Source organism: Limnobacter olei, assembly GCF_029087225.1.
Taxonomy (GTDB): domain Bacteria; phylum Pseudomonadota; class Gammaproteobacteria; order Burkholderiales; family Burkholderiaceae_B; genus Limnobacter; species Limnobacter olei.
In genome coordinates this window covers 29,434-54,004 of record NZ_JARFJD010000004.1, presented here as the reverse complement: position 1 = coordinate 54,004, position 24,571 = coordinate 29,434, and the positions used below count along the sequence as shown (strand labels likewise).

Here is a 24,571-nt window from a genome sequence, read left to right as displayed (position 1 = left end):
ACATGTTTCTTTCAAAATTCGCCAGTCCTGTTCTTAATTTGCCCCGCGTCGCCAAGCGACTAATCGTGTTGGCAGTGGATGCAAGCCTCTGTGTTCTCACGGTTTGGCTTGCCTATTATTTGCGTCTTGATTACTGGATCTCATTGACCAATCCTGATTTTGGCTGGAATCCAATGGCAGCTGTGGGGATGAGCCTTCTAATCGCGATTCCACTGTTCATCGTCAATGGTTTCTATCGGGCAATATTCAGGTATTCAGGTTTGTCTGCCATATTCACTGTCTCCAAAGTGATTGCGGTTTATGGCGTTATTTATGCGGCTATTTTCACCGCCATGGGTGTATCGGGTGTGCCGCGCACAGTGGGTATTATTCAGCCAATATTGCTTATGGTGTTTGTGGGCCTTACTCGCCTGTTTGCCCGGTTTTGGTTGGGTGGCTTGTACCGTAATCAATTGCAGTTGGCGAATTTGCCACGCGTACTTATCTACGGTGCCGGCGCCACAGGCAGGCAACTGGCAGGTGCTTTAGCCAACAGCCATGAAATGCGGGTTGTCGGTTTTATCGATGACAACAAAGCCCTGCACAAGCAAACCATCAACGATCTAAAAATTTTTAATCCTCAAGATTTACCAGGCCTTGTTGAAACACTGGGTGTGAATACTGTATTGCTCGCATTCAATGCTGCAAGTCGCAAACGTAGAAATGAAATTCTCGACAGTATTTCAAAAAGCAAAGTAGCGGTTCGAACTTTGCCGCGGGTTACTGAAATAGCAGCAGGAAAAATCAGTGTTTCTGATCTGCGCGAACTTGATATCGATGATCTTCTGGGGCGTGACCCGGTAAGCCCTGACCCCAAATTACTTTCAAAAAATATTCTCGGCAAAGTGGTTTTGGTGACTGGCGCAGGCGGCTCTATCGGCAGTGAACTGTGTCGGCAAATTTTGAAAGTAGGTCCAGCGCAGCTTTTACTCGTTGAGCAAAGTGAATTCGCTTTGTATCAAATTCACCAAGAACTTGAGCAGAAACCAGTAGCGAATAATCACGGGCAGGTTATCTTAATTCCCTTTCTGGCTTCAGTTCGGGATGAAGTCCGTATGGACAGTATTCTTGCCAAATTTAAACCGCAAACAATCTTCCATGCTGCTGCTTACAAGCATGTGCCGTTGGTTGAACACAACTTGAGTGAAGGCATTCATAACAACGTATTCGGCACTTTCACAATGGCCAAGCTGGCCTTGAAGCATAGTACGGAAAATTTCGTGTTGATTAGTACCGACAAAGCGGTTCGCCCGACCAATGTCATGGGTGCCACCAAGCGCCTTGCAGAAATGTCGTTGCAGGCTCTAGCTGAAACATCAAGCACAACCGTTTTTTCTATGGTGCGTTTTGGAAACGTACTTGGCTCATCGGGTTCTGTTGTTCCGCTGTTCCGTCAGCAAATCCGCGACGGTGGGCCAATCACCCTCACTCACCAGGACATTACCCGTTACTTCATGACGATACCCGAAGCAGCGCAGCTGGTGATTCAAGCCAGCGCTTTGGCAAAGGGCGGGGATGTGTTTTTGCTCGATATGGGGGAGCCAATCAAAATTTACGATCTCGCTGTTCGAATGATTGAGCTATCCGGCCTCACCTTGAAGGATGAATCGAATCCCGAGGGCGATATTGAAATTCAGATTACAGGGCTACGGCCAGGTGAAAAGTTGTATGAAGAGTTGTTGATTGGGAATGAACCAAAACAAACAGTTCATTCGAGGATCCTGATGGGAACAGAATCATATCTACCTATACGGGAATTTGAACTCGAACTTCTTGAATTGTCTCGTTTCTTGAATCAGGGAAAACTTCGAGAGGCATCCGAAACTCTATGTCGGTGTGTTGAGGGTTATTCAGCAGGCGGAGTGGTGGACTGGGTCTTCTGAAGAAATCAAATTATTTTTTTATTCTATGCGACTGATTGCTTGTTCAATTCTTTGCTGAATTGCATAGGGTGAAAATAACCTCAGGTAGTATTCTCTTGCTTTTGAATCGGTGTTTGAGTCGCAGTTCTGTATGGTGTTTAAAAAGGTCTCGTCATCGTCAGTCCTTATTAAGACACTATTGGGTACATCTTCATAGCCAACTGCTGCGAAATTTGACGCAAGCACCATTTTGTTGAACATTAGGGCCTCAGCAATTTTTACTTTCATCCCTCCTCCCGAAAATATCGGGGCTACAACGATTTGGGCTTGTGTGTAGAAGTCAGCGATATCGTCCACCCTTCCTCGAACATCAAGATTCTTGAATTGATGTGCATACTTATCAATCCCGTTGCCGATCGCAATAATTCTCTTATTGTTAAGCCTAGGGGCAATTTTGAAATTCAAGTATGCAAGTGCTTCAACATTTGGTGGAAAGTCAGATCCAACAAAGAGTGCATAAGGAATATCTACATGTCTAGGAGCTAGTTGCACTTGAATGTTTCTAAAGCCGTCCTTGATTGAGACGGGGATGCAACTGGTTAAGGCGGACGAGTTTCTTCTCTTCAATATTGCTTCATCTGTTTGCTGTATCGCAATTAGTAAATCGGACCCTTTGATTGAGAGGTATTCATTGGCTGCAGTTGCCAAATATGAAATCCAGTAAGAGGGTTGTCTCTTTGCGTAATATTTTATGATTGGTGTCTCAATATTGTGGAAATAGCAAATAATTTTGCTTCGCCGGCTTAGAAATCTTATTAGCGGGATCAGGATGCCGAACAAAGACGAATCGAGCCAAATTAGTTCTGGCTGTTCTTTTCTGATCCGGCTAATCAAAAAATAGGCCCCCTTAGGGCTTAATGTCGCGCAAAGTAGGCATAGGTTTGCCAATGCCGTACCAACTTTATTGTGGGTAGTTGGCACTTTCACGCAGTCTGAAGATGCGTTTCTATTTACAGATAAAGCTGTGGTCGAATAGCTTTGCAACACCCTAGACAATGCCTCAAGGTTTGATTTGGCCACCACGGAGCCGCCGTAGTTCTTGTCTTCAAGACTAGGGGAAATGTAAAAAAGACTTTTAGCCATTTTTCTTTGTGTGGAGTTTTTCTAAAAAATTGTCTAACCTGACAAAAAGTCGCGGTGCTTGATTCATGGCGCTGTGTATCTCAATTCCTTTGTTTAACAAACGTAGTGACAACATTTTTTCATTAACAATGGCGCGGGCTTTAAATTTCGCCACATCGCTGTAGTTTTCGACACATTGCTTACTTTTATACCATCCCCCGCCGAAAAGCCATTCCTCTAGACGCTTCTTTAAATTGTTGGACATTGACGATGGAAAAATCGAGTCATCAACTGTCTCCCCCCGTTGTTGGTGAACCAGCTCACTGTTCACTTTGAAATCAATCTTCTCGATGGCTTCATTGCCCAAGTAGAAACAGTACGTACTCATCCATCGATCCCCTGACAGTCCGTAAATCGAAAAAGTCTCTCTTTCGTGTAATTCGTCAGTAAAACCAACTGCGTGCTTGGTATTTTGCTTGATACAACTTTTTAAAAAATGAAATCGAATGCGAGTGAACTTCCTGTGCGAATTCACTGTATCGTTGACAAAAATGTATCCGTGCTTCGGTTTTTGCGAATGCTCTAGGCTCCAGTCGAGGCCCTCTTGCCATGCTGAAAATTCACCTGCGTGGTTTGAGCCCCGCAGCGCTGTCCAAGAATTATCAAAGTCAGAGAGCCGTACATCAGAGGAGTTGTAAACAACAATCTTCTTGCAGTTGAGGAATTGTTGGCAGAAGGCCTTGGTGCGTTCAGTATTTTTCGGGTAGTAACTAGCCAAAATCAAGGTGTAGTCGCCGCTTCGCATACAATATTATTTTCCTAGCCCAAGTGATTTATGAGAACTAGCACTGTACCTGTAAATCTCCTTAGATTACATCCGTCTGGATGCCCACTGCTTCACGCGGTACATGAATGAGCCGGCCCTCATATAAGCCTGCCTCCTCGCGATTATTGGCAAAAAACGCAGTCTGGAACTTCACTGGACTAATTGCGCCACTAATAGTTGCGTTGTACGCGATTCCGATTCTAATCGAAGGAATGGGTAGTGAGCGATTTGGTTTGTTGGCTGTTATTTGGGTAGGAGTTGGCTATTTTAGCCTGTTCGATTTTGGTCTTGGCCGAGCCCTAACAAAACTGGTCTCCGAGAGACTTGGAAGTGGCCAAATTTCCGACCTTGGCTCGCTAATCTGGACCGCTTTGGTGGTTTTATTTGCGGTCAGCTTAGTCGGATCGTTCTTGATTGCAACTTGCAATGCAATCCTGGTCGAGAGGTTGTTGGATGTGAATCATACGCTCAATGATGAAGCCAGGATTGCATTTTATTTGTTGGCCGTTGGAATACCCGTGGTGGTTTTAACCACTGGTTTTATTGGTGTTCTGGAAGCGCATCAACAGTTCAAAGTCATCGCCAAGATTCGCATGCCATTGGGGATTTTTACCTATCTAGGGCCACTGCTCACCCTGCAGCTCACGCCGGACGTTGCATGGGCCACTGGCATTCTGCTGTTCGGTCGTATGGTGGCCGCCATTTTTTACTATCGCGCTGCTTGTAAGGCCGAACATTCACTTGCAAAATTCATTCGACCCCAAAGGCTTTTTATTAAGCCACTTACAAGTTTTGGTGGATGGATTACAGTAACTAACATCATTGGACCACTGATGACCTACATGGATCGGTTTTTCATTGGTGCGATTACTGGCTTGTCGGCTGTGACGTATTACGTGACTCCCTACGAAATCTTAGTGCGCCTGCAAATGGTTTCACAGGCAATTGTTGGTGTTATTTTTCCTGCGGTATCCTCAGCATACGTTTCCAACATGGAGCGGTTTAATGCGCTTTACGTTCAAGGTAGTAAAGTCCTTTATTGGTTGATGTTGCCTCTATTATCGGGCGTAGTATTGTTTGGTCCTGAGGCTTTGGAATTTTGGCTTGGCGGTGAATTTCATGAAATTTCTGTCCCCATCCTCTACTGGTTGTCCATCGGATGGATGGTGAATATCATCGCGCAGCCGGCTTCTGTGATACTGCAGGCTGCGGGTAGGCCTGACTTAACCGCAAAGGCGCACATGGTCGAGTTCGTTTTCTATTCAATTGGCTTGGTGTTGTTGCTTAAAAATTTTGGCATAGTCGGTGCAGCTATGGCATGGGTTATTAGAGTCGTTATGGACACGTTGACGCTTAATTGCTTGGTAATGAGGGTCCTCCCGGTGGCAAAGGCGCATGCTATGCGGACGATATTTGTCACGATTTGTACCATAGTATTCATGGTCGCTCTTGTCTGGATTGAAAGCCATTATTTCAGGGCGTTGGTATTGGTTGCCGTAATTTGTAGTTCGCTAGCTTTTGCTGTACCTTTTGCTCGCACTTTTATCAGAAAGTCTCATGCTAATAGTATTTAACTTCAAGCACGAAGGATTAAGGTTTTAAGAAAATGCAAACATTCCCTGAATCGCATTCGGTGCAAGGCTCTAGCACTTGGCCTCAAGATGGTTTGGAGAGGGTTAAAATTTGCCCAGTTTGCTCCAGTGAGCGCCGTCATTTGCTGCACAAGGATTTGTCTGACAAAATTTTTAAGTGCGCCCCGGGCTCGTGGGACATGTTTCAATGTCAGGCCTGTCGCAGTGCATATCTTGATCCCAGGCCAACGGTCTCCACCATAGGAATGGCTTACACCACTTATTTTACGCACTCCCAGTCCGTGCAGAATGACTACCGAGATTTAGGCTTTTTGCGGCGTTTGAAACGAGCACTGGCCAATGGCTATCGCAATAAAAGATTCGGAACCAATCTGCATCCTTCGACTAAACTTGGTGTGGTGTTTGCTTATTTCTCACCTGGATTTCGAAATCTTTTGGATGCTGAGCGGCGTTGCATTCCGTTCGGAGGACGAGGGCACAGATTACTCGATGTCGGTTGCGGTAATGGCGACTTTTTGTTGCTTGCCTCTCAGGCCGGGTGGGAGGTGGTTGGTCTTGAGCCAGACCCAAAGGCAGCACAGGCTGCGCGCAATCATGGAATTGATGTGAGGCAAGATTCGATCGAATCGTTAGATCCAGCGATTGAGAGTTTTGACGGTATAACATTGAGCCATGTAATTGAACATATGCACGATCCGGCTGCCGCTCTGCGTCATTGTTATGCTTTGTTAAAACCAAACGGTTGGATTTGGATTGAAACCCCCAACGTTGATGCTCAGGGGCATGAAAGTTTTGGGCCTTCGTGGCGGGGCTTGGAGCCACCCCGGCATTTGGTTCTTTTCAATCGACCATCTTTGTTCGATTTGCTCGGGAAGATTGGATTTGCTGAGCTTGAAGATCTTCCTTATCGCCCATTGTGTGATTACCTTTTTAAAGAAAGTAATAAGATCGCGGGGGAACTAAATGATCAATCTAGCTGCGATACGCCGAGCAATTTGGCGCGAAAGATTGCAATAGCAGAGCGACGTGCCAAACGAAATGCAGGGTTGAGAGAATTTGTGACGGTTCGTGCAATTAAACCAGCCGATTAGGTTGTGGTTGAGGATCAAATATCGTCTACTCTCGAAACTGTAGTGAAAATAGTTGCTTAATTTAGAAAGGCGTAACCGTGATGAGCATTGATCGGAAAGGATTAGTTCTTGCCGGTGGGTCGGGTACTCGCTTGTATCCCATTACTCAGGCCATCAGCAAACAACTGATGCCAGTGTACGACAAACCCATGATTTATTACCCGCTGAGCACCTTGATGCTTGCAGGAATCCGTGATGTATTGGTTATCAGTACTCCGCAAGACACCCCCCGGTTTGCTGAATTGTTGGGGGATGGGGAACAGTGGGGTATGAATATTCAATACGCGGTTCAACCCTCACCAGATGGCCTGGCACAGGCTTTTGTTATTGGAAAATCTTTCATCGATAACAATCCAAGTGCGCTAGTTTTAGGAGACAACATCTTTTATGGTCACGACCTTGTTAAGCGACTTCGCAGTGCAAACTCGAAAGTCAATGGCGCGAGTGTATTTGCTTATCACGTAAATGATCCCCAGCGTTATGGAGTAGTGGAGTTTGATCTACAAAAGAGAGCGGTCAGTATCGAAGAAAAACCAGCCAAACCCAAAAGCAATTTTGCGGTAACCGGGCTTTATTTTTATGATCAGCAGGTATGCGATATTGCTGCTGAAATCAAACCCTCGGCTCGTGGTGAACTGGAGATTACCGACATCAATCAGCGATACCTTAAATCGGGCGAACTTGACGTTGAAATTATGGGCCGAGGATTTGCCTGGCTGGACACCGGTACACACGATAGCCTTCTAGAAGCTGCCAGTTTCATCGCGACACTTCAAAAGCGGCAGGGTTTGCAAGTCGCATGTCCTGAGGAGATTGCCTATCAACAAGGGTGGATCAACTCTGAAGCCCTACACAAACTTGCGCTTCCGCTAGCCAAAGGCGTTTACGGCCAATATTTATTGAATTTATTAAGATGAACTATGCCATACCTTGTTTCTAAAACCAGCTTGCCCGAAGTGTTGATGTTAGAGCCGAAAGTGTTCGGTGATGAACGCGGTTTCTTTTTTGAAAGCTTCAATCAACGTGATTTCATCGACGCGACAGGCTTTGATGTTGATTTCGTGCAAGATAACCATAGCCGCTCTGAAAAAGGTGTTTTACGGGGTCTTCATTATCAAATTAAGCACCCTCAGGGCAAGTTGGTACGGGTTGTTAGCGGTGCCGTATTCGACGTCGCTGTCGACATGCGTAAAACGTCAGCGAATTTCGGCAAATGGGCTGGTGTTGAATTGACAGCCGAGAATAAACGAATGCTCTGGATCCCTAAGGGGTTTGCACATGGTTTTTTGGTTTTGAGCGACTTTGCCGATTTTTTATATAAGACGACCGACTACTGGTATCCGGAGCACGAGCGAAGTATTTGCTGGAATGATCCCGATATTGGAATTCAGTGGCCTTTAGAAGATGTGCCGAAACTTTCTGTAAAAGATGCGGCTGCCGGAAGTTTTAATCTATGTGAGGTATTTCGAAATTAATGGTAGTCTGAAGCTTGAGGTTGGCAAAATCAACTACAGTGGCTTCAGATCAACCGCTTCCGTAACTTTGGAATGTGACCCAAATGCACCGCCGCATTGACCAGCAGTTGCTTTTTCCACTCAACGATTTGGGTGGGGTGTAGTTCAAACTGCTGGCAAAGCTCAGCCAGCGTTGTGTCTTCTCGCAATGCGGCCAAGTCCACTTCTATATCAAATCTATTCAGCCACCCAATCCTCAACCGCCAGCCCTTTCACTCTTAAAAATTCTTTGGTGTTGTGGGTTACCAGCGTTGCATTCTCGGCCAGTGCATGGCACGCAATCCACAAGTCATTTGCTCCTATGGGAGTTCCCGCATCTTTCAATTGCATAAATTGTTCTGCATAGTGCTTGCATATCGCCGGGCCGCCCGGGTACATCACATGGATCTGCTGGGCCAGTTGATCAAGCCTGCGCAAGGTTTCTGGCTTGCGGTTGCTGCGCTCTGCACCCTTCAACAGTTCAGCCCAGGTAATAAAACTCATGGCCAGTTTTGCATCTGTTGGTAGCGAATTTACTTTCTGCGCAATGGTCGGTGGTTGATTTTTGATCAGGTAAATCAGAATGTTGGTGTCAAGCAAGTAAATCACAGCGTCTCGCGATCTTGCATGGGTTGGCTGTTCTCCTGCTCGGCTTCCAGTGCAGCGATAAATTGCTCGTCAACTTCACCCAAAGCTTGCAGTGCCTGCAACAAAGCCTGCCCGCGCTCGGCAGGTATCGGGTGAATAACAAGGTCGCCGTGCTCATTGCGGCTAATTTGAACCTGGTCAGTATTCAAGCGAAACTCGGCGGGAATGCGCACCGCTTGGCTGTTGCCGTTGTTGAAAACCCGAGTAGTAGAGACAGGTGAAGCCATTGGCACCTCTGAGTGTGTACATATTAGTGTGTACATTATCAGGCTTTAGGGCGCACCGCAAGCATTTGGCTTTTTGTTGGTTTACACTTTCACGCGCATAAAAATGTAATCATCCGCACTAATTGGCGCATAAAAGTGTTGCCGCTTTACTTCGCTGCTCACAGTGTTGCATTCACGCTCAGCCTTTAACTCGAAAATGGGTTCAGCAGCGGCACATCAAACCGGGTAAAGTCTTTCGTGTTGCGGGTTACCACCGTTAACCGGTTAGCAAGGGCCGTGGCTGCAATCATTGCATCTTCAAGTGCTGTGTCTGTTTCCCGATGCATTAATTTTGCCCATACTCGAAAGCATTTGGCATCCATGGGTAGTACCTTAAACGTTGCTTCCAATTTGTTCAGCCACAGTTCTATTTCCTTGGCTTTGTTCTCATCTTGTTCTCGAGTCCTGTCGATTCCGCTTTGAATTTCAGCCAGCGTATATGCGCTAAGGTAAAGCAAATGCTCGGGAATGTTCTTGATCCACGCCAACACGGCTCCGTGGGGTTTTGCTTTTCGTAGTTCTGAAATAACGTTGGTGTCCAGAAGGTACATGGTTCAGCCTTCCTGTCCGGTGGCTTTTCGGCGCTTAAGCTGCCCTCTCGGGGGTACAAGGTATTCCGTACGGGCCTCCTTGGCCAGTAGCAAATCTTTCACGCCTGGCTGGTTTTTTTGGGTAAGCCGCAACCATTCCACCATGGGTACCAACACTGCTTGTTCCTGGCCGCGTCTGCTTACCGCTTGTGGGCCATCACGCAGGCAGGTGTCCAGTAGCTCGCTGAATCTGGCTTTTGCATCCTGTACGGGCCATGTTTGCATAAATTTATCCTAAATGACTAGTTATCTGACTAGTTTATCTAACTTGATATTTTCAAACAACAACCAGCAGCAATGCCCCCCGTCCTGATTACGTAGCCAGCCCTGTTTTTGCCTCCAGCCCAACCCGGTGCTAGCGTGCTCGTTTATTCAATACGTGCAGGCTTCAACCATGTACCGCATCTTGTTCGCCCTGGTCTTGCTGCTGCCCCTTACTCCCGTTTCCTCGGAGGCCTTTGTGTTCAGAAAAATTGTGTATTGCTCGCCTATCGAAGGTTTTATTCATTGGCAGGGAAAGCCGTTGGTCAACGTAGTTATAACGCGAGAACTCTACAGCGGCGGGTTTGAGGGGGGGAAATACAGCGACACGGCGACTACTGGCAGCGATGGACGGTTCAAATTTGAAGTTGTTCAAGAGCGCAGGTTTTTGAGGCCCGATTTGTTGTCGGCTAATCCGCATGTAAATCAGCTTCTAACCGTCAATTTCGATGGCAAAGATTACCTAATTTGGACACTCATGAAGCTCGATTTCCAGCTAGGTACTGAATCTGAAGGTGGGAATTTACGCCTCGACTGCGATCTTTCTAAATTTGAAGAAGGAGCATCAGCACGAATCGTTCGATGCCAAAACAATGGAGTTACCAGAAACTATGAATGAACTTAACCCATCAAAAATCTTCGGCCTATCTCAGTTTGCTTATTTGGCAAAGTCACTACCAATTGGCCTGTTACAGGATCAGTTAGGTCGCGAGTTACCGTTCGTCAATAAGAACAGCGTCAAAATCATCACCGCCACCTCTGGCCTTATCACTCCCGTCTCCAGTGGCTTTGGCTTCATGGCGCAGCTCAATGGTGGTCACTCCCGTGAAATCATCATTGCCACCCGTGGCACAGCCACTTGGGCTGATGCAGGCACCGACATCAACTCCATTCCAACTCCCGGCCCCACCGGGCACGCCATTCACAAAGGCTTTGGCACCACCTTCAAAAGCTATGTTCAGCAGCTTAATGAATTCATCCAGCAACAAAACCTGGGTTTCAAACCCACCGCAGTGCACTGCATGGGCCACAGTCTGGGCGGTGCGTTGGCCAATCTCAATGCAGCGGCTTGCGCTGAACTGGGCCTGAATTCATACCTGTACACGGTGGCCGCTCCTCGCGTGGGCATGGTGCCGTACGCCGAGCACCTCAGTAAAAAAATGAAAGCCGCCCATGTGTACCGCGTGGCCAATGAAGCAGACATTGTCACCATGGTGCCTTGCTACCCCTTCGTACACTCGCCCTATGTGCACGGCACTTACTTGCTCGAAGGCGGTATGCTGAAAATCAACCCCATGCAACACATGTTGGCCAACGGTTACGGCGGCATGGTCAATGCCAACTGGAAGCAAATGCAAAGCCTTACTCAGGGCAAACAACAGCAGCTGGAAAACTCCCTATACCCCGCCAACAACAAAGAAGCAGGGCAGTTTGAACAACTCGCCAAAATGCCCGGTGCCATGTTCAGTGGGCGCTTGCTCAAGATGATCAACAAAGCCATTCACGACATGCTGACCCGCTTGGGTGCTCAAAGCCTGCTCAGTGTGGGCCACTACCGCACGGGCGCATTCACGGTGCTCGATCAAATGGCCGAAATACTCGCCCGCTACGCCCAAGCCAGCCACAAACAAGCCAAAGAGGTAGGGGGCATGCTCAACGCAATCATGGCTTACCTGGGCCGCTCAACCCATGCATTGGCCGATGCCTCAGTGGCCACCATTCGCTGGGTATTTAACCTGTTGCACCTGTCGGTAAACACCATGGCCAAGCAGGCCATTCAACTGGTGGGAAGGTGACCGGCTTGTCTAGGTTGCAGGTGGTGTTCGCAACGCAGGGCGATTTTGGTAAGTCTCGCCCGGCGTTGGTTATTCAATCCGACCTGTTTCATGAGCGCTCTACACTCACCGTGTTACCGGTAACTGGCACTCTCGTTTCCGCGCCTTGGCGGTATTCTACGGTATTGCGAAATAAAACCCTCATTACTTTCGCCCTGCCAACCAATTCCCCACTCGCACAAACCTGGCTTGAAGCAGGTGCAATAATTACGAAATATTACCTGTAGCAATTTGCCGTTCCGGCCATGTTACTGGTATGTGGTTACCCCGTAATTGAAACACTGTTCAGCGTGTATAGCCGCATGTTGGTGCTGGGTATTTTCTTTCGCAGACGTGCCCACTAAAACGCACTTATACCAACCTAGAAAATAGATACAATAATATCCAGAAATGTTATAATTGGCATTAATGGATATTATTGTATCTAAAATGAATATCAGTTTGTCTACTGAAACCAACCTGCAAAATCAGCTGGCCCAGCACCTTCAGCGGCTGCGCAAGCAGCAAAAGCTGTCTCGTCAGGCATTGGAAAAAATCAGCACTGTGCCAGCGCCCACCATCAAAAAGTTTGAAACCACCGGTCAAATATCGCTACGCCAGTTTTTGCTGCTTTGGGAGTGCCTGGACAACATAGACCGCCTGACCATGTTGCTAAATCAGCGGCACAACAACACCTTAGCCCACCCAACAACCATCGAACAGGTGCTGGCCGATGAGTTTTAAACCCATCCAAAAACTGAATGTAAGCCGCACCCTGTCAACTGGCCAGCAAGTAGAAGTGGGCACGCTGGCGCAAAACAGGCAAGGCGTTTACTTTCAGTACCATGACCATTACCTGGGCCGTTTCGGCAATTTGTCGCCTTACGCGCTGAATAACACATTGGCCCTTCAGCAAGCCCCAGCAGGCCCCCACCAAGGCCTGCATGGTGTGTTTGCAGATAGCCTGCCCGATGGCTGGGGGCTGCTGCTTCAAGACCGCGTATTTCGCCAGCACGGCATACTGCCCAACCTGCTCACGCAAATGGACCGCCTGGCCTTTGTGGGGCAGGGTGCAGTGGGTGCCTTGGCGTACGCCCCCAATTCACAATATGCAGCTATAACGCAGGGCAATGTTGACCTTTGCGAATTGGGCCAACAAGCCCAAGCCGTGTTCGAGGGGCAAACCGGTGAGGTGCTGCAAGCCTTGGTGGTCAGCGGAAATTCGGGTGGTGCAAGGCCCAAGGCCTTGATATATGCGCAACCCGGCAACTGGGCCAACTGCAGCACGGCACCCAGGGCGGGCGATGAAGCCTGGTTGGTTAAATTTACTTCCGCAAGTTTGCCCTTGGGCCACGAGGAAGGTGTTTGCGAAGCGGTGTACTTGCAGCTTGCCGAGCAACTTCAGCTTGAACCGCCGCAACACACTTTGGTTCAACCTGGCCATGCCAATCGTGAGTACCCTTGGCTGGCTTTAAAGCGTTTTGACTATGTTGCCAACCCGGCAGGCCCCGCAGGTCGTATGCACATGCACAGCGCATGCGGCTTGCTCGGTGCAGACTTCCGCTTGCCCAGCCTGGATTATCAAGTGCTAATTGCGGCTACCCGGCGCTTGTGTAAATCGCCTGCCGCAGCTCAGCTTCAATTTCGGCGCGCTGTGTTCAATTTGCTGGCGAGCAATCAAGACGACCACAGCAAAAACTGGGCGTTTCTGCAAAATGACAAAGGCCACTGGCAGCCAGCACCTTTTTATGACGTCACCTTTAGCCCCCACCCCCACGGCGAGCACAGCACCGCATTTGCAGGTTTTGGCAAAGCGCCGCCGTTAAAGGCCGTGCAGGGCCTGGCAGCTGCAGCAGGTTTTGCGAATTGGGGCGAAGCCAGGCAAATAGTTGAGCACACTGTTCATGCCCTTGCTCAGTTTGAAAGCTTGGCCAAGGCGGTAGGTTTAAGCGAGCAAACAGGCGCTTTGATACAGAAAGAGCTTGAAGCCACACGCAAAGCGAACAAAGGGTTGTTGGGTGGAGCCCTTTAATTTTGGGCAGCGCTCGCCTGCTTGGTACCACCCCCACCAAAATGCGGGGTGTATTAATCATTATCGCTACAAGAAAAAATTTTAGAAAAAACTCATATCGTCGCCAACCAACACTTCCAACGTAACTCGCAAGTAACACGCAAAAGCTGATCTCAGCCCGGTAAGCAATTCCTCACTATCTGAATTTTGTTTCCTGCTCTACAACTCCATTGCGGTAAATCAACTTCTACATTCGAGTGGAGCGAGCTTAAATGAAATCAATTAAATTTTTTACTGTTGTACTGGCGCTTGCCGGGCTCTCCGCTTGCGGCGGTGGTGATGGTGGCTCCGCCGCACCCGCTTCCGGCGGCGGCACTACCACGCCAACCATGGCCACAGGTGTTCTTACCGACGACCCCATGGTCGGCGTACCTTACTCAACACCCAGCAATCCAAATGGCGTTACTGGTGCAGATGGATCGTTCCAATTTCAAACTGGCGAAATGGTTACCTTCAATGTTGCGGGTGTCGAAATTTCTGTTGAAGCTGCAAACCGCATCACCCCAGCGGTCATTGCTGAAAGCCTGTTTCCAAACGATGAAGCTTCTCGCACCAATGCAGTAGCCAACATCGCGGTTTTGTTCCAAACCGTGGATGCAGACGGCGACCCCAACAATGGTGTTATTACATTGCGGCAAAATGCGGCAATTGAAGGCGTAAGCACAGAAAACCTGATCACTGTGTGTGCCCAAGCGCCAGCTGATTTTCAGCAAGACCTGCAAACCGCCAACGCAGGAAACAATACTATTCGCGATGACAATACCCCACCCACAGTCGCCAATCCCGATGACGCGCTTGAGCGTTTTTATCGCAATGAATTGGCAGGAACCTGGTTGCTGGCCCGCTTTGAACCCACCAGTGGTCCGGTTGAACCCGCAAGTCTGGACTCCTTCACCAGTGTGCTTAGCTTTGATCGCGGTTGTACCTCCGATTGCACCACACCATCAGACGGTCGTACTTTGATCAACCGGTTCGTGGGTGGCGATTACGATTCAGTGGGCAACGTATCGGCTGATGCGAGAATTGGACGGGTGGTGTACGTTCGCTCAGATTCACCTGTGACCAGCGACCCCAATATTGGCAAGTTCCTGGTACGCAACCCCAATGACAATCGTTTGCTGCGTGCAAATGCCACGGGTTCCGCAGCAGGTTCTACCGATCCCAATGAGGATATCTACAACCGCCCCTTGTTACTCAATGGCGATGAACTTGTGGTTCAATTTGCAGACGGTAACCTGGTCTATACCCGCTTCAATAATCAGAAAAATACACTGGTCGGTACGTGGATCGAAGACCTTAGCTCTGAAAACTCGCTGGCCACCGGGGCCCCCAACCCCACCAACGGCAGGCACAGCTTTTTGCGTGCAACCCGCACCATTGCCTATCACTTTTTGAGCAGCAGCCGCTTGATGATTATCGTGACCGATCTTGATGCAAGCGCCAACAATGGTGATGAGCAAAATGGTGTTGTCTATGCAAATTACACTTTCAGTGGCAGTAGTCTGCAATTGGGTACTATTTTGGCCAACACCACAGCCGCAACTGCGGGCGGTGGAATTGTTGTCGAGGGTGAAAGCCTAAATGTGTCGGGCAGCGACTTGAACGATACTCGACGTATTCTAAGTGAAACAGACGCAAGTATCTCCATTTATCGCTTGTTGTCATTGACTGAATCGCTCGATGAAAGCAGCGCAGGTTTTAAGCAAGCCGAATCGGCAACTGCGGCACCGTAACTTGTTGGTCAATATATTCCCCCTCATTTGAAGGGGGTAATGTTTGCATCCAGTAACACAAAGCCCGAGTAGTAAAGGCTCTGAGGCGTTTTTACCAGTGTTCAGAAGCAAAGTTGAGGTGATATACTTTCAGCTCCGTGACAGTAATAAAACTGCCATGCTGCGGGGGCACAATGTGCCACCCAGCAGGTCACAACAAGTTCACGGGCTGCTGTGGTTATTTACTGTATTAATCATTTACTCGCACGCTCTTTCTAAAGCGGCACAGCAACACATTCGGGAGCATCATGCAAACCATCGAGGTGAACCCAATCTATTGGTTGGCTATCCTGTCCAGCCTTGCGGCGGCGTTTTCAACAGCCATCTTTCTGGTGTGTACCAAACAATGGCACGGTGCATTCAGTATGGACCAAGCCAAAGGCATTCAAAAATTTCACACCATGCCCACCCCTCGCGTCGGCGGCGTGGCTTTGCTGGCTGGTGCAGTAGCCTCTTGGTTTGCTCTTCCAGGCCACACCCTACAGGGCCAGGAAACGCATGAATTACTAGGCCTTGTTTTGTTGGGTGGTATGCCTGCCTTTGTTGCGGGCCTGCTGGAGGACATCACCAAAAAAGTATCAGTCAAGGCACGCCTGCTTGCCACAGCCCTAAGCGGCCTGGCCTTCGCCCTGCTCAGCGGTTATTGGATCAGCGGCGTAAACCTGCCCGGCGTTGATTATCTCTTGGCATGGGCACCAATTGGTTTGCTGTTCACCGCTTTCGCAATTTCCGGCATTGCCAACAGCGTCAATATCATTGACGGTTTCAATGGCTTGGCCAGTGGCGTGGTGGTGCTCATGTTGCTTACCCTGGCGGCCATCGCTTGGCGAGTTGACGATTTCGTGGTACTCAACATCGCATTGTGCGGCGTGGCCGTGGTGTTGGGCTTCATGTTGTTAAACTTCCCCAAAGGCCTCATTTTTCTTGGCGACGCAGGTGCCTACTGCCTGGGTTACCTGGTGGCAGCGCTGGCCGTGGCACTTACCGTTCGCAACCCCGGCGCTGTAAGCCCCTGGGCCATGTTGCTGGTGTGTGGCTATCCCATTATCGAAACCTTGTTTAGTGTGTACCGCAGGCTTAGCCGCAAGTGCAGGCGCAACCCCGGTACGCCCGATGCCTCTCATCTGCACAGCCTGGTGTACCGCCGCGTGGTGTCTCGCAAACTAATTCCCTATGCACCAGCATGGCAGCGCAACGCGCTTACATCGCCATTCATGTGGTTGTATGCAGCGGTGCCCATGCTGGGGGCCATTTTCTGGCCCCAAAGCTTGGGCATGGTGGTGGCCTGGCTGGCACTCAGTTTTTTTGTTTATCAGCGCGCCTACCGCCGCATGGTTCGCATGGGTGTATTCTTTAGAAAGCCCGTGCGTTTGGCTCCGTAGTTTTGCCACGCCATCACCCGTTTTTACATCTTGCTGTTTGTTCCTTGGAATTTTTTTGCATGAATCGTGCTTTTCTGGTTTTCGGTACCCTGTTGATTGCAGGCAGTGTGTTTGCGCAACAGCCCTCTGGTTTTGGTGGTAACGGCGGCTTTTCCGAAGGTGCAGCCCAACAGGCCCCAAGCGGTTTGAACAGCTTAGGTGCCAACAGCCTGCGCGGCTTGAATGGCACTCTAGGCACTGCAGCCAACCTTGAAGGTAAGCCTGATTCTGAAATTGCCGCCGAGAAACCGAAATCATTGCCCGATCGTGGTTTAAGCTCGTTTCAACGCTTTGTTTTTGAAAACACGGGCAGGCTGTTGTATCCCTTTGGTAGCAGTTCACTGCAAAAAGAATTCAGTGTGGGTGGCGAAACCAATATACCGGTCTCGGCCGACTATGAAATTAGCGCAGGCGATCAAATCCTGGTGCGGGTGTGGGGTGCAATCGATGTGAACCACAGCGCCACTGTTGATCGCGACGGCCAACTGACCATTCCCACCGTGGGCACCTTTCCCGTGGCAGGCGTGCGTGCCCGCAACCTCGACCAGTTTTTAATCGCTGAAATTGGCAAGTACTACAAAAACTTCAACCTCAGTGCCACGTTGGGCAAGCTAAGTGGCGTCAGTATTTATGTGGGTGGCCAGGCATTGGCCCCCGGGCTGCACACAGTAAGCAGCACCAGCACACTGGCCTCCGTAGTTTTTTCCGTAGCGCAGCCCGGTATTAACGGCAGCTTTCGCAATGTGCAGTTAAAGCGGGGTGGCGAAACCGTGGCCACCTTCGACCTCTACGATTTGTTGCGCAAAGGCGAACTCAATGGCGACCGCAAATTGCGCGCTGGCGATGTTGTTTTTGTAAGCCAGGTTGGCGCACGCGTGGCCTTGAATATTGACAGCCCGGCAGCCGCTATTTTTGAGCTGAAGCCGGGTGAAAATTTAAACGACATACTAGAAATTGCTGGAGTGGACCGTACCCTGCTTCGGCAAGACACGGTACTTATCGAAGGCTTCAACACAGCCAACCCCAAAGCTCCACGTGGCGTAGAGCAACTTAGCTACGCCCGCGCCTTAAACCAAGCCACCCTGCAAGACGGCGACATTGTAACCCTGTTCCAAACCCGCCGCGAATTTGCCAACGCTGTTACCTTGAAAGGCAATGTGGCCGCTGCGGCGCGCTATCCCTTCTTTGAGGGCATGCGCATTGCCGATTTGGTACCCAACACCGATGCGCTTATTCAAGACAGCTACTTTAAAAAGAAAGGCGCACTGGTTCAATTCAACAAGGGTGAAGCGCGCAAAGCGGTAACCGATCCCAAGCTGCAAAGCCAGTTGGGGCTAGACGATTCCAAATTGTTCAGCAAAGCAGACCAAGGCGAAAAAGGCGAGCAGCAAATTGAGGTGGTTGAAGACACCATTACCAACCTGCTTTCGCAAATTAATTGGGATTACGCTGTGGTTGAGCGGCTAGATCGCACCGAGCTTCAAACCCGCCTAATACCGTTTAACCTGCGCAAAGCCATGGCCGGCGACCCCAGCCAGAACCTTGCGTTGCAGCCTGGCGACGTGGTTACCATTTTCAGCGCGAACGATGCTGATATACCGCAATCCCGCACCACTGCGCTTATCAAGGTAACCGGCGAAGTGAAAGCCCCGGGCTACTACCAAATTGCACCCGGCGAAACCCTTCGGGACGTGATTGTGAAAGCAGGTGGTTTGGCTGAAGACGCCTACCTCTTTGGCACCAAACTTACCCGCCGCGCCATTGTGGCCGAGCAGGAAGTTCAAAAACAAAAAGCGCTGGAACAGGCCGAACGCATGCTGGTGTCGGCACAATCCAGCAAGGCTGCTTCTGCACTTACCGCTGCCGATGCTGCAAATTCCCAACAACAGGCTGAAGCACAGCGTGCTTACCTCGAGCGTCTGCGTGGTGTAAAACCCGACGGCCGGGTGGTGCTGGACATCAAGCCTGATGCCATGAGCATTGCTGAAATGCCGCCAATTGAATTGGTCGATGGGGACGTGGTTTCAATTCCCGCAGTGCCAGGGCAGATTGTGGTGTTCGGTTCTGTGTACAGCCAGGGGGCCTATGCGTTTGAACCTGGCAACACGGTGTTCGATTACCTGGGTATGGCTGGCGGTGCCGCGAAAAGCTCTGATAAGAGCTCAATTTTTGTAATTCGCGCCAACGGTAAAGTAGACAGTGCGCAGCAAGGTTGGGTGCCGTTCGTTAGCGGCCTTTACGGAAAGCGCGCCTTGCCGGGCGACGCCATTTACGTGCCTGAAGACTTCGAACGCGTGTCGCTCACCAAAACTTTGCTTGATTACTCTCAAATTCTTTTCCAGATTGGTCTGGGTGCAGCCTCTGTTAACGCTATTAAAGACTAAACCGGACCATTTACAGCATGAATCAAGATTTAAACCCCGCTGGTGCGCCAGTGTGTGACGATGAAGATGAAATCAGCCTGCTCGACCTGGCTACCACCCTGGGCGAAGAAAAAAAGCTGATTTTCGGTTTGCCTTTTGTGGCGGGCATTGTGGCCATTGTGGTCAGCCTGCTGCTTACCCCCATATTCACCGCTAAAACTACCTTGCTTCCGCCCCAAAGTGGAGGCGGCGGTGGCGCAGCCGCCGCACTTGCCCAGTTGGGTGGCCTGGCAGGCTTGGCCGGGATCAGTGCGGGAGGTACCACTGCGGATACGGTTGTGAGTATGCTCAAAAGCCGCAGCGCGAAAGACGAAATTATTGACCGCTTTCAACTAACTGAGCGTTATGAAGCCGAAATGCGGCAAGACGTTTACACGAAACTGGATGCTGTGGTTAGAGTAAGCAGTGACAAAAAATCGGGATTGATCACAATTGAGGTGGATGATGAAGACCCGGCTTTTGCAGCCAATATGGCCAACGCTTACTACGAGGTGCTTAAGGGTTTAATGACCCGTGTGGCAGTTACTGAAGCCCAACAGCGCCGGGTGTTTTTTGAAGAACAATTTGCCAAAGCCAAAGAAGATCTTGGCAATGCTGAAGTGGCCTTGAAGGAGACGCAGGAGCGCACCGGCCTTGTGGAATTAAAAAGCCAGGCTGAGGCCACCATTGGTGCAGTAGCTCGCTTGCGCGCCGAAATTGCCCAACGGGAAGTGCAACTAAGCGCCATGCGCACTTTTGCCACTGCCGAGAATTCAGACTACCGCCGCGTGTTGGCTGAATTGGGTGGTCTGCGCAATGAACTTAAAAAGCTGGACAAAGGCGGCAGTGGTGGCGACCTTGGCCTTGTTTCCGCCGGCAATTTACCCGAACAGGGGTTGGAGTATGTGCGCGCTTTTCGTGAAGTGAAGTACCAAGAGGCCATTTTTGAAATTATGGCCAAGCAATACGAACTTGCAAAAATCGATGAAGCGAAAGACGGGGGCGATGTTCAGCAGCTAGACGAAGCCATACCGCCCGAGCGCAAAAGCAAACCCAAACGGGCGCTTATTGTGCTTGCAAGTGTATTGGCAGCTGGCTTTATGGCAGTGCTTATAGCCTTACTTCGTGGGGCCTTGCGCAATTCAGGCAGCAACCCTGAAACCCAAGGCAAGTTGCAGGCCTTGAAAAGGGCTTGGGGTTTCAAAAAATAAGCGGGTTTGCTGTGCCCACCCCCACCAAAACAGGGTGAGGGGGTTGTTTTTGGCACGAAACAGAGTGGTTAAAGGTAGCGCTTTAACACAAAGTATTGTAATTTCTTGAAGCGCGCGTTTATAAATCCTAATTAGGGAGAATTGTTATGAAGAAATTTTTGGCCATGGTTTCCATGTTGGCTTTTAGTGGTGTGGCCATTGCACAATCGCCCACGGGCGTTGAGGCAAGTGGTGGTGCCGCAGGTGGCACAGCTTCCGGTGGCGCTGCTGGCGCTGGCGCCGGCGCGGCGGGTGGTGCAGGTGTAGGTGCCGGCGTGGCTGGCGGTGCCGCAGTGGGCGGTTTAAGCGCAGCGGCTATTGCTGGTATCGCAGTGGGTGTTGCGGCTGCCGTTGCTGTAAGCAACGACGACAACACAGCCACCGCCACTGCCACTGCAACATCGACCAACTAAGTGGTCGATTTTGCATTACAAAAAAGGGCCCTTCTTGGGCCCTTTTTTCTGCCAAGGAACATCATGATTTTTCGAATGCTGCTTTTAATTATTGCAGCGCCTTTTTTGCAGGCATGTTCAAACCTGGGCGGTGCTGTGGTAAGTGCCGCGCAGGCCTATTACGCCGGTAAAACCCCACCCAGCTACGCCAGCACACCATTAAGCCCCCAATACATTTACCTTGAAGTTCAAGCGCCCAACAGCAGTGCGCTTATGGTTTTGGCCAGCGAGCACACACCCGCGCAAGGGGGTGGCCTGGTTGAAACTTGGGTAAGTGCCAGCCGGGAATTGTTGCGCACTCGCGCAGGCTTTGTGGTGGGCAGCCAAGGTGTGCCAAATGTGTTTGAATCAGCCACCCTGCAATTTAACCCCAAGGGGCAAGTGCAAGGCATGGTGCTAAACCACTCCGGGCTAGGCATGCACCAAGTGCAGCTGAATTTGCTACCCATGGCGCTCGACTCCATACCGTTGAAAAACACCGCTTTGCTGGCCCGCGCACGGCAAGTGAATGGCCTTGTATTGCAGGCATGGCGTGGGCAACTTGCTGCCCAACACAGCAATTCAACTGCATCCCCGCGTTTACAAGCGCTTAACAACAGTTTGCATGTTGTGGGTACGCACCCCAACACTGGCGGCCTTGTGTATGGCTTGTACTGCCAGCAAGAAGGGCAGTGTATTGAATATTTGCGGCGCACCGCCGCGCAAAACCTATAGGTTTCATTTTGCGTATCCCCCATTCTAAAAAACCTTTGGCTTTGGCTGTGTTGTGCCTTTGTACTACCTTGGCGCCTGCTACTGCAGTTGCACAAGCCGTGCAAACACCCCCAGTGGCCGCCAGCGAGGTACAGGCCGGCGAAAGGTTGTCAGCTTACTTGCTGCGCAACGGGCTGCTGCCCAGCGTGGTCAACAGCGAAACGCACTACCTTCCCGGTTTGCAGTTAAGGCAGGCCAGCGCGCTGGCCCAACACAATTTGCAGCGCACGCAATTGCTTACCCGTTTGTTTGTGCAGTTGGGTGGGCACAACAACAGTTATTCCGAATTGGTGCAACAATTGCCAGCCACGGGCCGGCTGGTATTGCCCGGTACGGCCGATGCTGAATACCTTTCCTTGCGCCCTGAATTAGACCCCCGCCTTGCTCCGGGCGACGAAGTGGTGCTGGCCGGGCAGCCCAACAACCTGCTTGTGCTGGGCGATTTTGGCTACTGCCAGGTGCCTTACCACGCCGGGGTAGAGGCTCCAGCCTATTTGCAGGCCTGTAATGCCAGCCAAGTAGACGCTGCCTGGCTTGTACAACCCACTGGCACAGTACACCGCTTAAGTGTGGGCGTTTGGAATGCCGGGCCACAGGTGTTGCCCATGCCAGGTGCATGGTTGCTGGCACCGGGCCGTGGCAGTGCAGTAACTGCAAACACCGCTGATCAGTTTGCTGCTTTTTTGGCCACGCAAGGCGCTGCCCAGCTGCCAGGCAACTTTTCGGTGGGCAAATGGGTGGTACCAGCCAACCGTGCGGTGTTTCAGCAAGCGGCCAGCGCAACCCCCTTGCGCAGCTTGCCAATAAGCAGCAGCACATGGGGGTGGGTGGGCCTTATGCAAACGCCTACTGCGCGCATGCGCCCGGCAGGCAGTGCCAGTTTTACCGCCAGCCGTGTTGAACCCTATAGCCGCTACAGCATTATGCTGCAGCCCTTCGACTGGCTAGAAGGCGGTTTCAGGTACACCAAAATTACAAACCGCTTGTTCGGCTCTGCTGAATTCAGTGGCGATCAAAAATTTCTGGATAAGAACATTGATGCCAAATTACGCCTGTGGAAGGAGAGTGCCTACGTGCCTGAAATTTCAGTGGGTCTTAATGACGTAGGCGGCACAGCCTTGTTTGCCAGTGAATACCTGGTTGCCAGCAAACGCTTCGGTAATTTTGATACTTCACTGGGCCTGGCCTGGGGGTACTTGGGCGCGGCCGGCGATTACGGCAATCCTCTGGGGTTTATATCCGATAAATTCGACAACAGGCCAGCGGGTAATGTAGGGCAGGGCGGCGAGTTGGCTGCTGAAACCTACTTTCGTGGCCGTACCTCGCTGTTCGGTGGTGTGCAGTGGCACACGCCATGGGACAAATTGGTACTTAAGCTTGAATACGATGGCAATAACTATCAAAGCGAACCACTTGCCAACCCGCAAGAACAAAGCAGCCGCATTAACTACGGCATGGTGTACCGGGTTTCGCCTTCAGTGAATTTTCACTTGGGGGTAGAAAGGGGCAACACCCTAAGCGTGGGCATTAGCCTGTTCGAAAATTTCAGCACCTTTAATACCCCCAAGGTAAGCGACCCCAAGCCCTTGCCCGTAACTACAGGCCCAAGGCCACAGCAAGTAGACTGGAAGCAAACCCTGCAACGCCTGCAACAGCAAACCGATTGGCATGTAAACAAGGTTGAACAACGCGGAAGCGAAGTAAAGCTGAATGTGCGCAATGGCGACGCTGCCTATTACAGCGAAACCCTAGACCGCGCCGCCGAAGTGCTACACCAAGACCTGCCCGAAAACGTAAAATGGTTCACCATGAATTACGAGAACAACGGGGCCGATGTTGGCCAGCATGTAATAGACCGCGACAAGTTTGTGGTACGCCGCACCGAGTATGGGCTGCTGGACAACAATGAAAAAGCTGAACAAGAAGCCATTGAGGGTTACAACTTTCCTTACCGCACAGTACATGAAGAACCCACGGAGAAATTCACCAACAAATTTGCATTGGGCTTCCGGCAAGTGCTGGGCGGGGCAGACGGATTTTTGTACCAATTTGTATTGGCCAACGACACCCGCATTAACTTCACCGATAACACCTGGCTGGAAGGGCGGCTGGCCTACCGCTTAATCGACAACTTCGAGAAGTTTAACCAGCGTGGTGACAGCCGCTTGCCACAGGTGCGCACCAACTTGCGGGAATATGCGGTTACATCCGACTTCACCATTCCCAACTTTGCTTTAAAGCACATGGGCAAGTTCGCAGATGGGCATTACTACGGCCTGTACGGCGGCTTGCTTGAACAAATGTTTGCAGGCGCGGGGGGCGAGTATTTGTACCGCCCGCACAATGGTTGGTATGCCGTGGGTGTAGATATCAACAAAGTGCGCCAACGCGCCTTTGAGCAAGACTTTGATTTACAAAATTATGAAGTAAACACCGGCCACATTACTGCGTATGTAGACACGGGTGTTGAAGACATACTGGCCACAATCAGCGTGGGGCAGTATTTGGCGGGGGATAAGGGAATTACGGTAGATTTTTCAAGAGAATTCAACAACGGTGTGCGCATGGGTGCATTTGCAACCCGCACCAATGTAAGTGCAGAAGATTTCGGTGAAGGCAGCTTTGACAAAGGCATTTACATGACCGTGCCTTTCAGTGCCTTCTTCACCAAGAGTATTCCTGGCGACGCGAATTTCTTGTGGCGCCCCCTTACCAGGGATGGTGGGGCGAAGTTGAATAGAGGGTTCAGTTTGTATGGGCAGACGGAGGTAAGAAATCTTAAAACTTTGAACTATGCGCCTTGATTT

At 50.4% G+C, this 24,571-nt stretch carries 24 protein-coding genes; 17 read left to right on the top strand and 7 right to left on the bottom strand.

Features of this window, described 5'->3' with window-relative positions; translation table 11 throughout:
- The first annotated feature begins 2 nt into the window (after positions 1-2).
- Positions 3-1,922 (top strand): nucleoside-diphosphate sugar epimerase/dehydratase, encoded by a 1,920-nt coding sequence (locus tag PY990_RS03780; protein ID WP_343075064.1) that lies wholly within the window; start codon positions 3-5, stop codon positions 1,920-1,922.
- Between the two features lie 18 nt (positions 1,923-1,940).
- On the opposite strand, the gene PY990_RS03775 is transcribed toward PY990_RS03780, so the two are convergent.
- Both PY990_RS03775 and PY990_RS03770 read right to left on the bottom strand, forming a co-directional pair.
- On the bottom strand, positions 1,941-3,044 hold the full coding sequence (locus PY990_RS03775; protein ID WP_275270468.1) for a glycosyltransferase: 1,104 nt from the start codon (positions 3,042-3,044) through the stop codon (positions 1,941-1,943).
- A complete protein-coding gene (locus PY990_RS03770) occupies positions 3,037-3,828 on the bottom strand; it encodes a hypothetical protein (RefSeq protein WP_105027477.1) in 792 nt (263 codons plus the stop codon). The genes PY990_RS03775 and PY990_RS03770 overlap by 8 nt, the downstream gene beginning before the upstream one ends.
- Positions 3,829-3,935: 107 nt before the next feature.
- Here PY990_RS03770 and PY990_RS03765 point away from each other — a divergent pair, with 107 nt between their 5' ends.
- The 4 genes from PY990_RS03765 to rfbC all read left to right on the top strand — a co-directional run bounded on the left by PY990_RS03765 (position 3,936) and on the right by rfbC (position 8,046).
- Positions 3,936-5,423: a flippase gene (locus PY990_RS03765; RefSeq protein WP_275270467.1), complete on the top strand. Its 1,488-nt coding sequence runs from the start codon at positions 3,936-3,938 to the stop codon at positions 5,421-5,423.
- Positions 5,424-5,686: 263 nt separating this feature from the next.
- Positions 5,687-6,532 (top strand): class I SAM-dependent methyltransferase, encoded by an 846-nt coding sequence (locus PY990_RS03760; RefSeq protein ID WP_275270466.1) that lies wholly within the window; start codon positions 5,687-5,689, stop codon positions 6,530-6,532.
- A gap of 86 nt (positions 6,533-6,618) precedes the next feature.
- On the top strand, positions 6,619-7,488 hold the full coding sequence (gene rfbA / locus PY990_RS03755; RefSeq protein WP_105029713.1) for a glucose-1-phosphate thymidylyltransferase RfbA: 870 nt from the start codon (positions 6,619-6,621) through the stop codon (positions 7,486-7,488).
- 3 nt (positions 7,489-7,491) lie between these two features.
- Positions 7,492-8,046, top strand: a complete 555-nt coding sequence (gene rfbC, locus PY990_RS03750; RefSeq protein WP_105027474.1) for a dTDP-4-dehydrorhamnose 3,5-epimerase — start codon at positions 7,492-7,494, stop codon at positions 8,044-8,046.
- A gap of 44 nt (positions 8,047-8,090) precedes the next feature.
- On the opposite strand, the gene PY990_RS03745 is transcribed toward rfbC, so the two are convergent.
- The 5 genes from PY990_RS03745 to PY990_RS03725 all read right to left on the bottom strand — a co-directional run bounded on the left by PY990_RS03745 (position 8,091) and on the right by PY990_RS03725 (position 9,793).
- Positions 8,091-8,243, bottom strand: a complete 153-nt coding sequence (locus PY990_RS03745; RefSeq protein WP_168426824.1) for a hypothetical protein — start codon at positions 8,241-8,243, stop codon at positions 8,091-8,093.
- A 19-nt stretch (positions 8,244-8,262) separates the two neighbouring features.
- Positions 8,263-8,673, bottom strand: coding sequence for a type II toxin-antitoxin system VapC family toxin (locus PY990_RS03740; protein ID WP_105027473.1), 411 nt, complete (start codon positions 8,671-8,673; stop codon positions 8,263-8,265).
- Positions 8,670-8,939, bottom strand: a complete 270-nt coding sequence (locus PY990_RS03735; RefSeq protein ID WP_275270465.1) for an antitoxin — start codon at positions 8,937-8,939, stop codon at positions 8,670-8,672. The genes PY990_RS03740 and PY990_RS03735 overlap by 4 nt, the downstream gene beginning before the upstream one ends.
- A 185-nt stretch (positions 8,940-9,124) precedes the next feature.
- A complete protein-coding gene (locus PY990_RS03730) occupies positions 9,125-9,529 on the bottom strand; it encodes a type II toxin-antitoxin system VapC family toxin (protein WP_275270464.1) in 405 nt (134 codons plus the stop codon).
- 3 nt (positions 9,530-9,532) lie between these two features.
- Positions 9,533-9,793 (bottom strand): type II toxin-antitoxin system Phd/YefM family antitoxin, encoded by a 261-nt coding sequence (locus PY990_RS03725; RefSeq protein ID WP_275270463.1) that lies wholly within the window; start codon positions 9,791-9,793, stop codon positions 9,533-9,535.
- A 169-nt stretch (positions 9,794-9,962) separates the two neighbouring features.
- Here PY990_RS03725 and PY990_RS03720 point away from each other — a divergent pair, with 169 nt between their 5' ends.
- From PY990_RS03720 to PY990_RS03665, 12 genes are all read left to right on the top strand, one after another.
- Positions 9,963-10,448: a DUF6795 domain-containing protein gene (locus PY990_RS03720; protein WP_275270462.1), complete on the top strand. Its 486-nt coding sequence runs from the start codon at positions 9,963-9,965 to the stop codon at positions 10,446-10,448.
- 178 nt (positions 10,449-10,626) lie between these two features.
- Positions 10,627-11,625 carry a lipase family protein gene (locus PY990_RS03715; RefSeq protein ID WP_275270461.1) on the top strand — a complete coding sequence of 333 codons (999 nt, stop codon included), beginning with the start codon at positions 10,627-10,629 and terminating at the stop codon, positions 11,623-11,625.
- 5 nt (positions 11,626-11,630) lie between these two features.
- On the top strand, positions 11,631-11,891 hold the full coding sequence (locus PY990_RS03710; protein ID WP_275270460.1) for a type II toxin-antitoxin system PemK/MazF family toxin: 261 nt from the start codon (positions 11,631-11,633) through the stop codon (positions 11,889-11,891).
- Positions 11,892-12,093: 202 nt separating this feature from the next.
- Positions 12,094-12,387: a transcriptional regulator gene (locus PY990_RS03705; protein WP_036401438.1), complete on the top strand. Its 294-nt coding sequence runs from the start codon at positions 12,094-12,096 to the stop codon at positions 12,385-12,387.
- Positions 12,377-13,675 (top strand): type II toxin-antitoxin system HipA family toxin, encoded by a 1,299-nt coding sequence (locus PY990_RS03700; protein WP_275270459.1) that lies wholly within the window; start codon positions 12,377-12,379, stop codon positions 13,673-13,675. The genes PY990_RS03705 and PY990_RS03700 overlap by 11 nt, the downstream gene beginning before the upstream one ends.
- 251 nt (positions 13,676-13,926) lie before the next feature.
- Positions 13,927-15,447 (top strand): hypothetical protein, encoded by a 1,521-nt coding sequence (locus PY990_RS03695; protein ID WP_275270458.1) that lies wholly within the window; start codon positions 13,927-13,929, stop codon positions 15,445-15,447.
- A gap of 287 nt (positions 15,448-15,734) precedes the next feature.
- The gene (locus PY990_RS03690) at positions 15,735-16,868 is read left to right on the top strand and encodes an MraY family glycosyltransferase (protein WP_275270457.1); all 1,134 of its coding nucleotides are present in this window, start codon (positions 15,735-15,737) and stop codon (positions 16,866-16,868) included.
- A gap of 59 nt (positions 16,869-16,927) precedes the next feature.
- Positions 16,928-19,291 carry an SLBB domain-containing protein gene (locus tag PY990_RS03685; RefSeq protein ID WP_275270456.1) on the top strand — a complete coding sequence of 788 codons (2,364 nt, stop codon included), beginning with the start codon at positions 16,928-16,930 and terminating at the stop codon, positions 19,289-19,291.
- Positions 19,292-19,308: 17 nt separating this feature from the next.
- Positions 19,309-20,520, top strand: a complete 1,212-nt coding sequence (locus PY990_RS03680) for a GumC family protein (protein WP_275270455.1) — start codon at positions 19,309-19,311, stop codon at positions 20,518-20,520.
- 146 nt (positions 20,521-20,666) lie between these two features.
- Complete coding sequence (locus PY990_RS03675) at positions 20,667-20,972, top strand: hypothetical protein (protein WP_275270454.1); 306 nt, start codon at positions 20,667-20,669, stop codon at positions 20,970-20,972.
- A gap of 63 nt (positions 20,973-21,035) precedes the next feature.
- A complete protein-coding gene (locus PY990_RS03670) occupies positions 21,036-21,725 on the top strand; it encodes a hypothetical protein (protein WP_275270453.1) in 690 nt (229 codons plus the stop codon).
- A gap of 98 nt (positions 21,726-21,823) precedes the next feature.
- Positions 21,824-24,568 carry a YjbH domain-containing protein gene (locus tag PY990_RS03665; protein WP_275270451.1) on the top strand — a complete coding sequence of 915 codons (2,745 nt, stop codon included), beginning with the start codon at positions 21,824-21,826 and terminating at the stop codon, positions 24,566-24,568.
- The last annotated feature ends 3 nt before the right edge of the window (positions 24,569-24,571 follow it).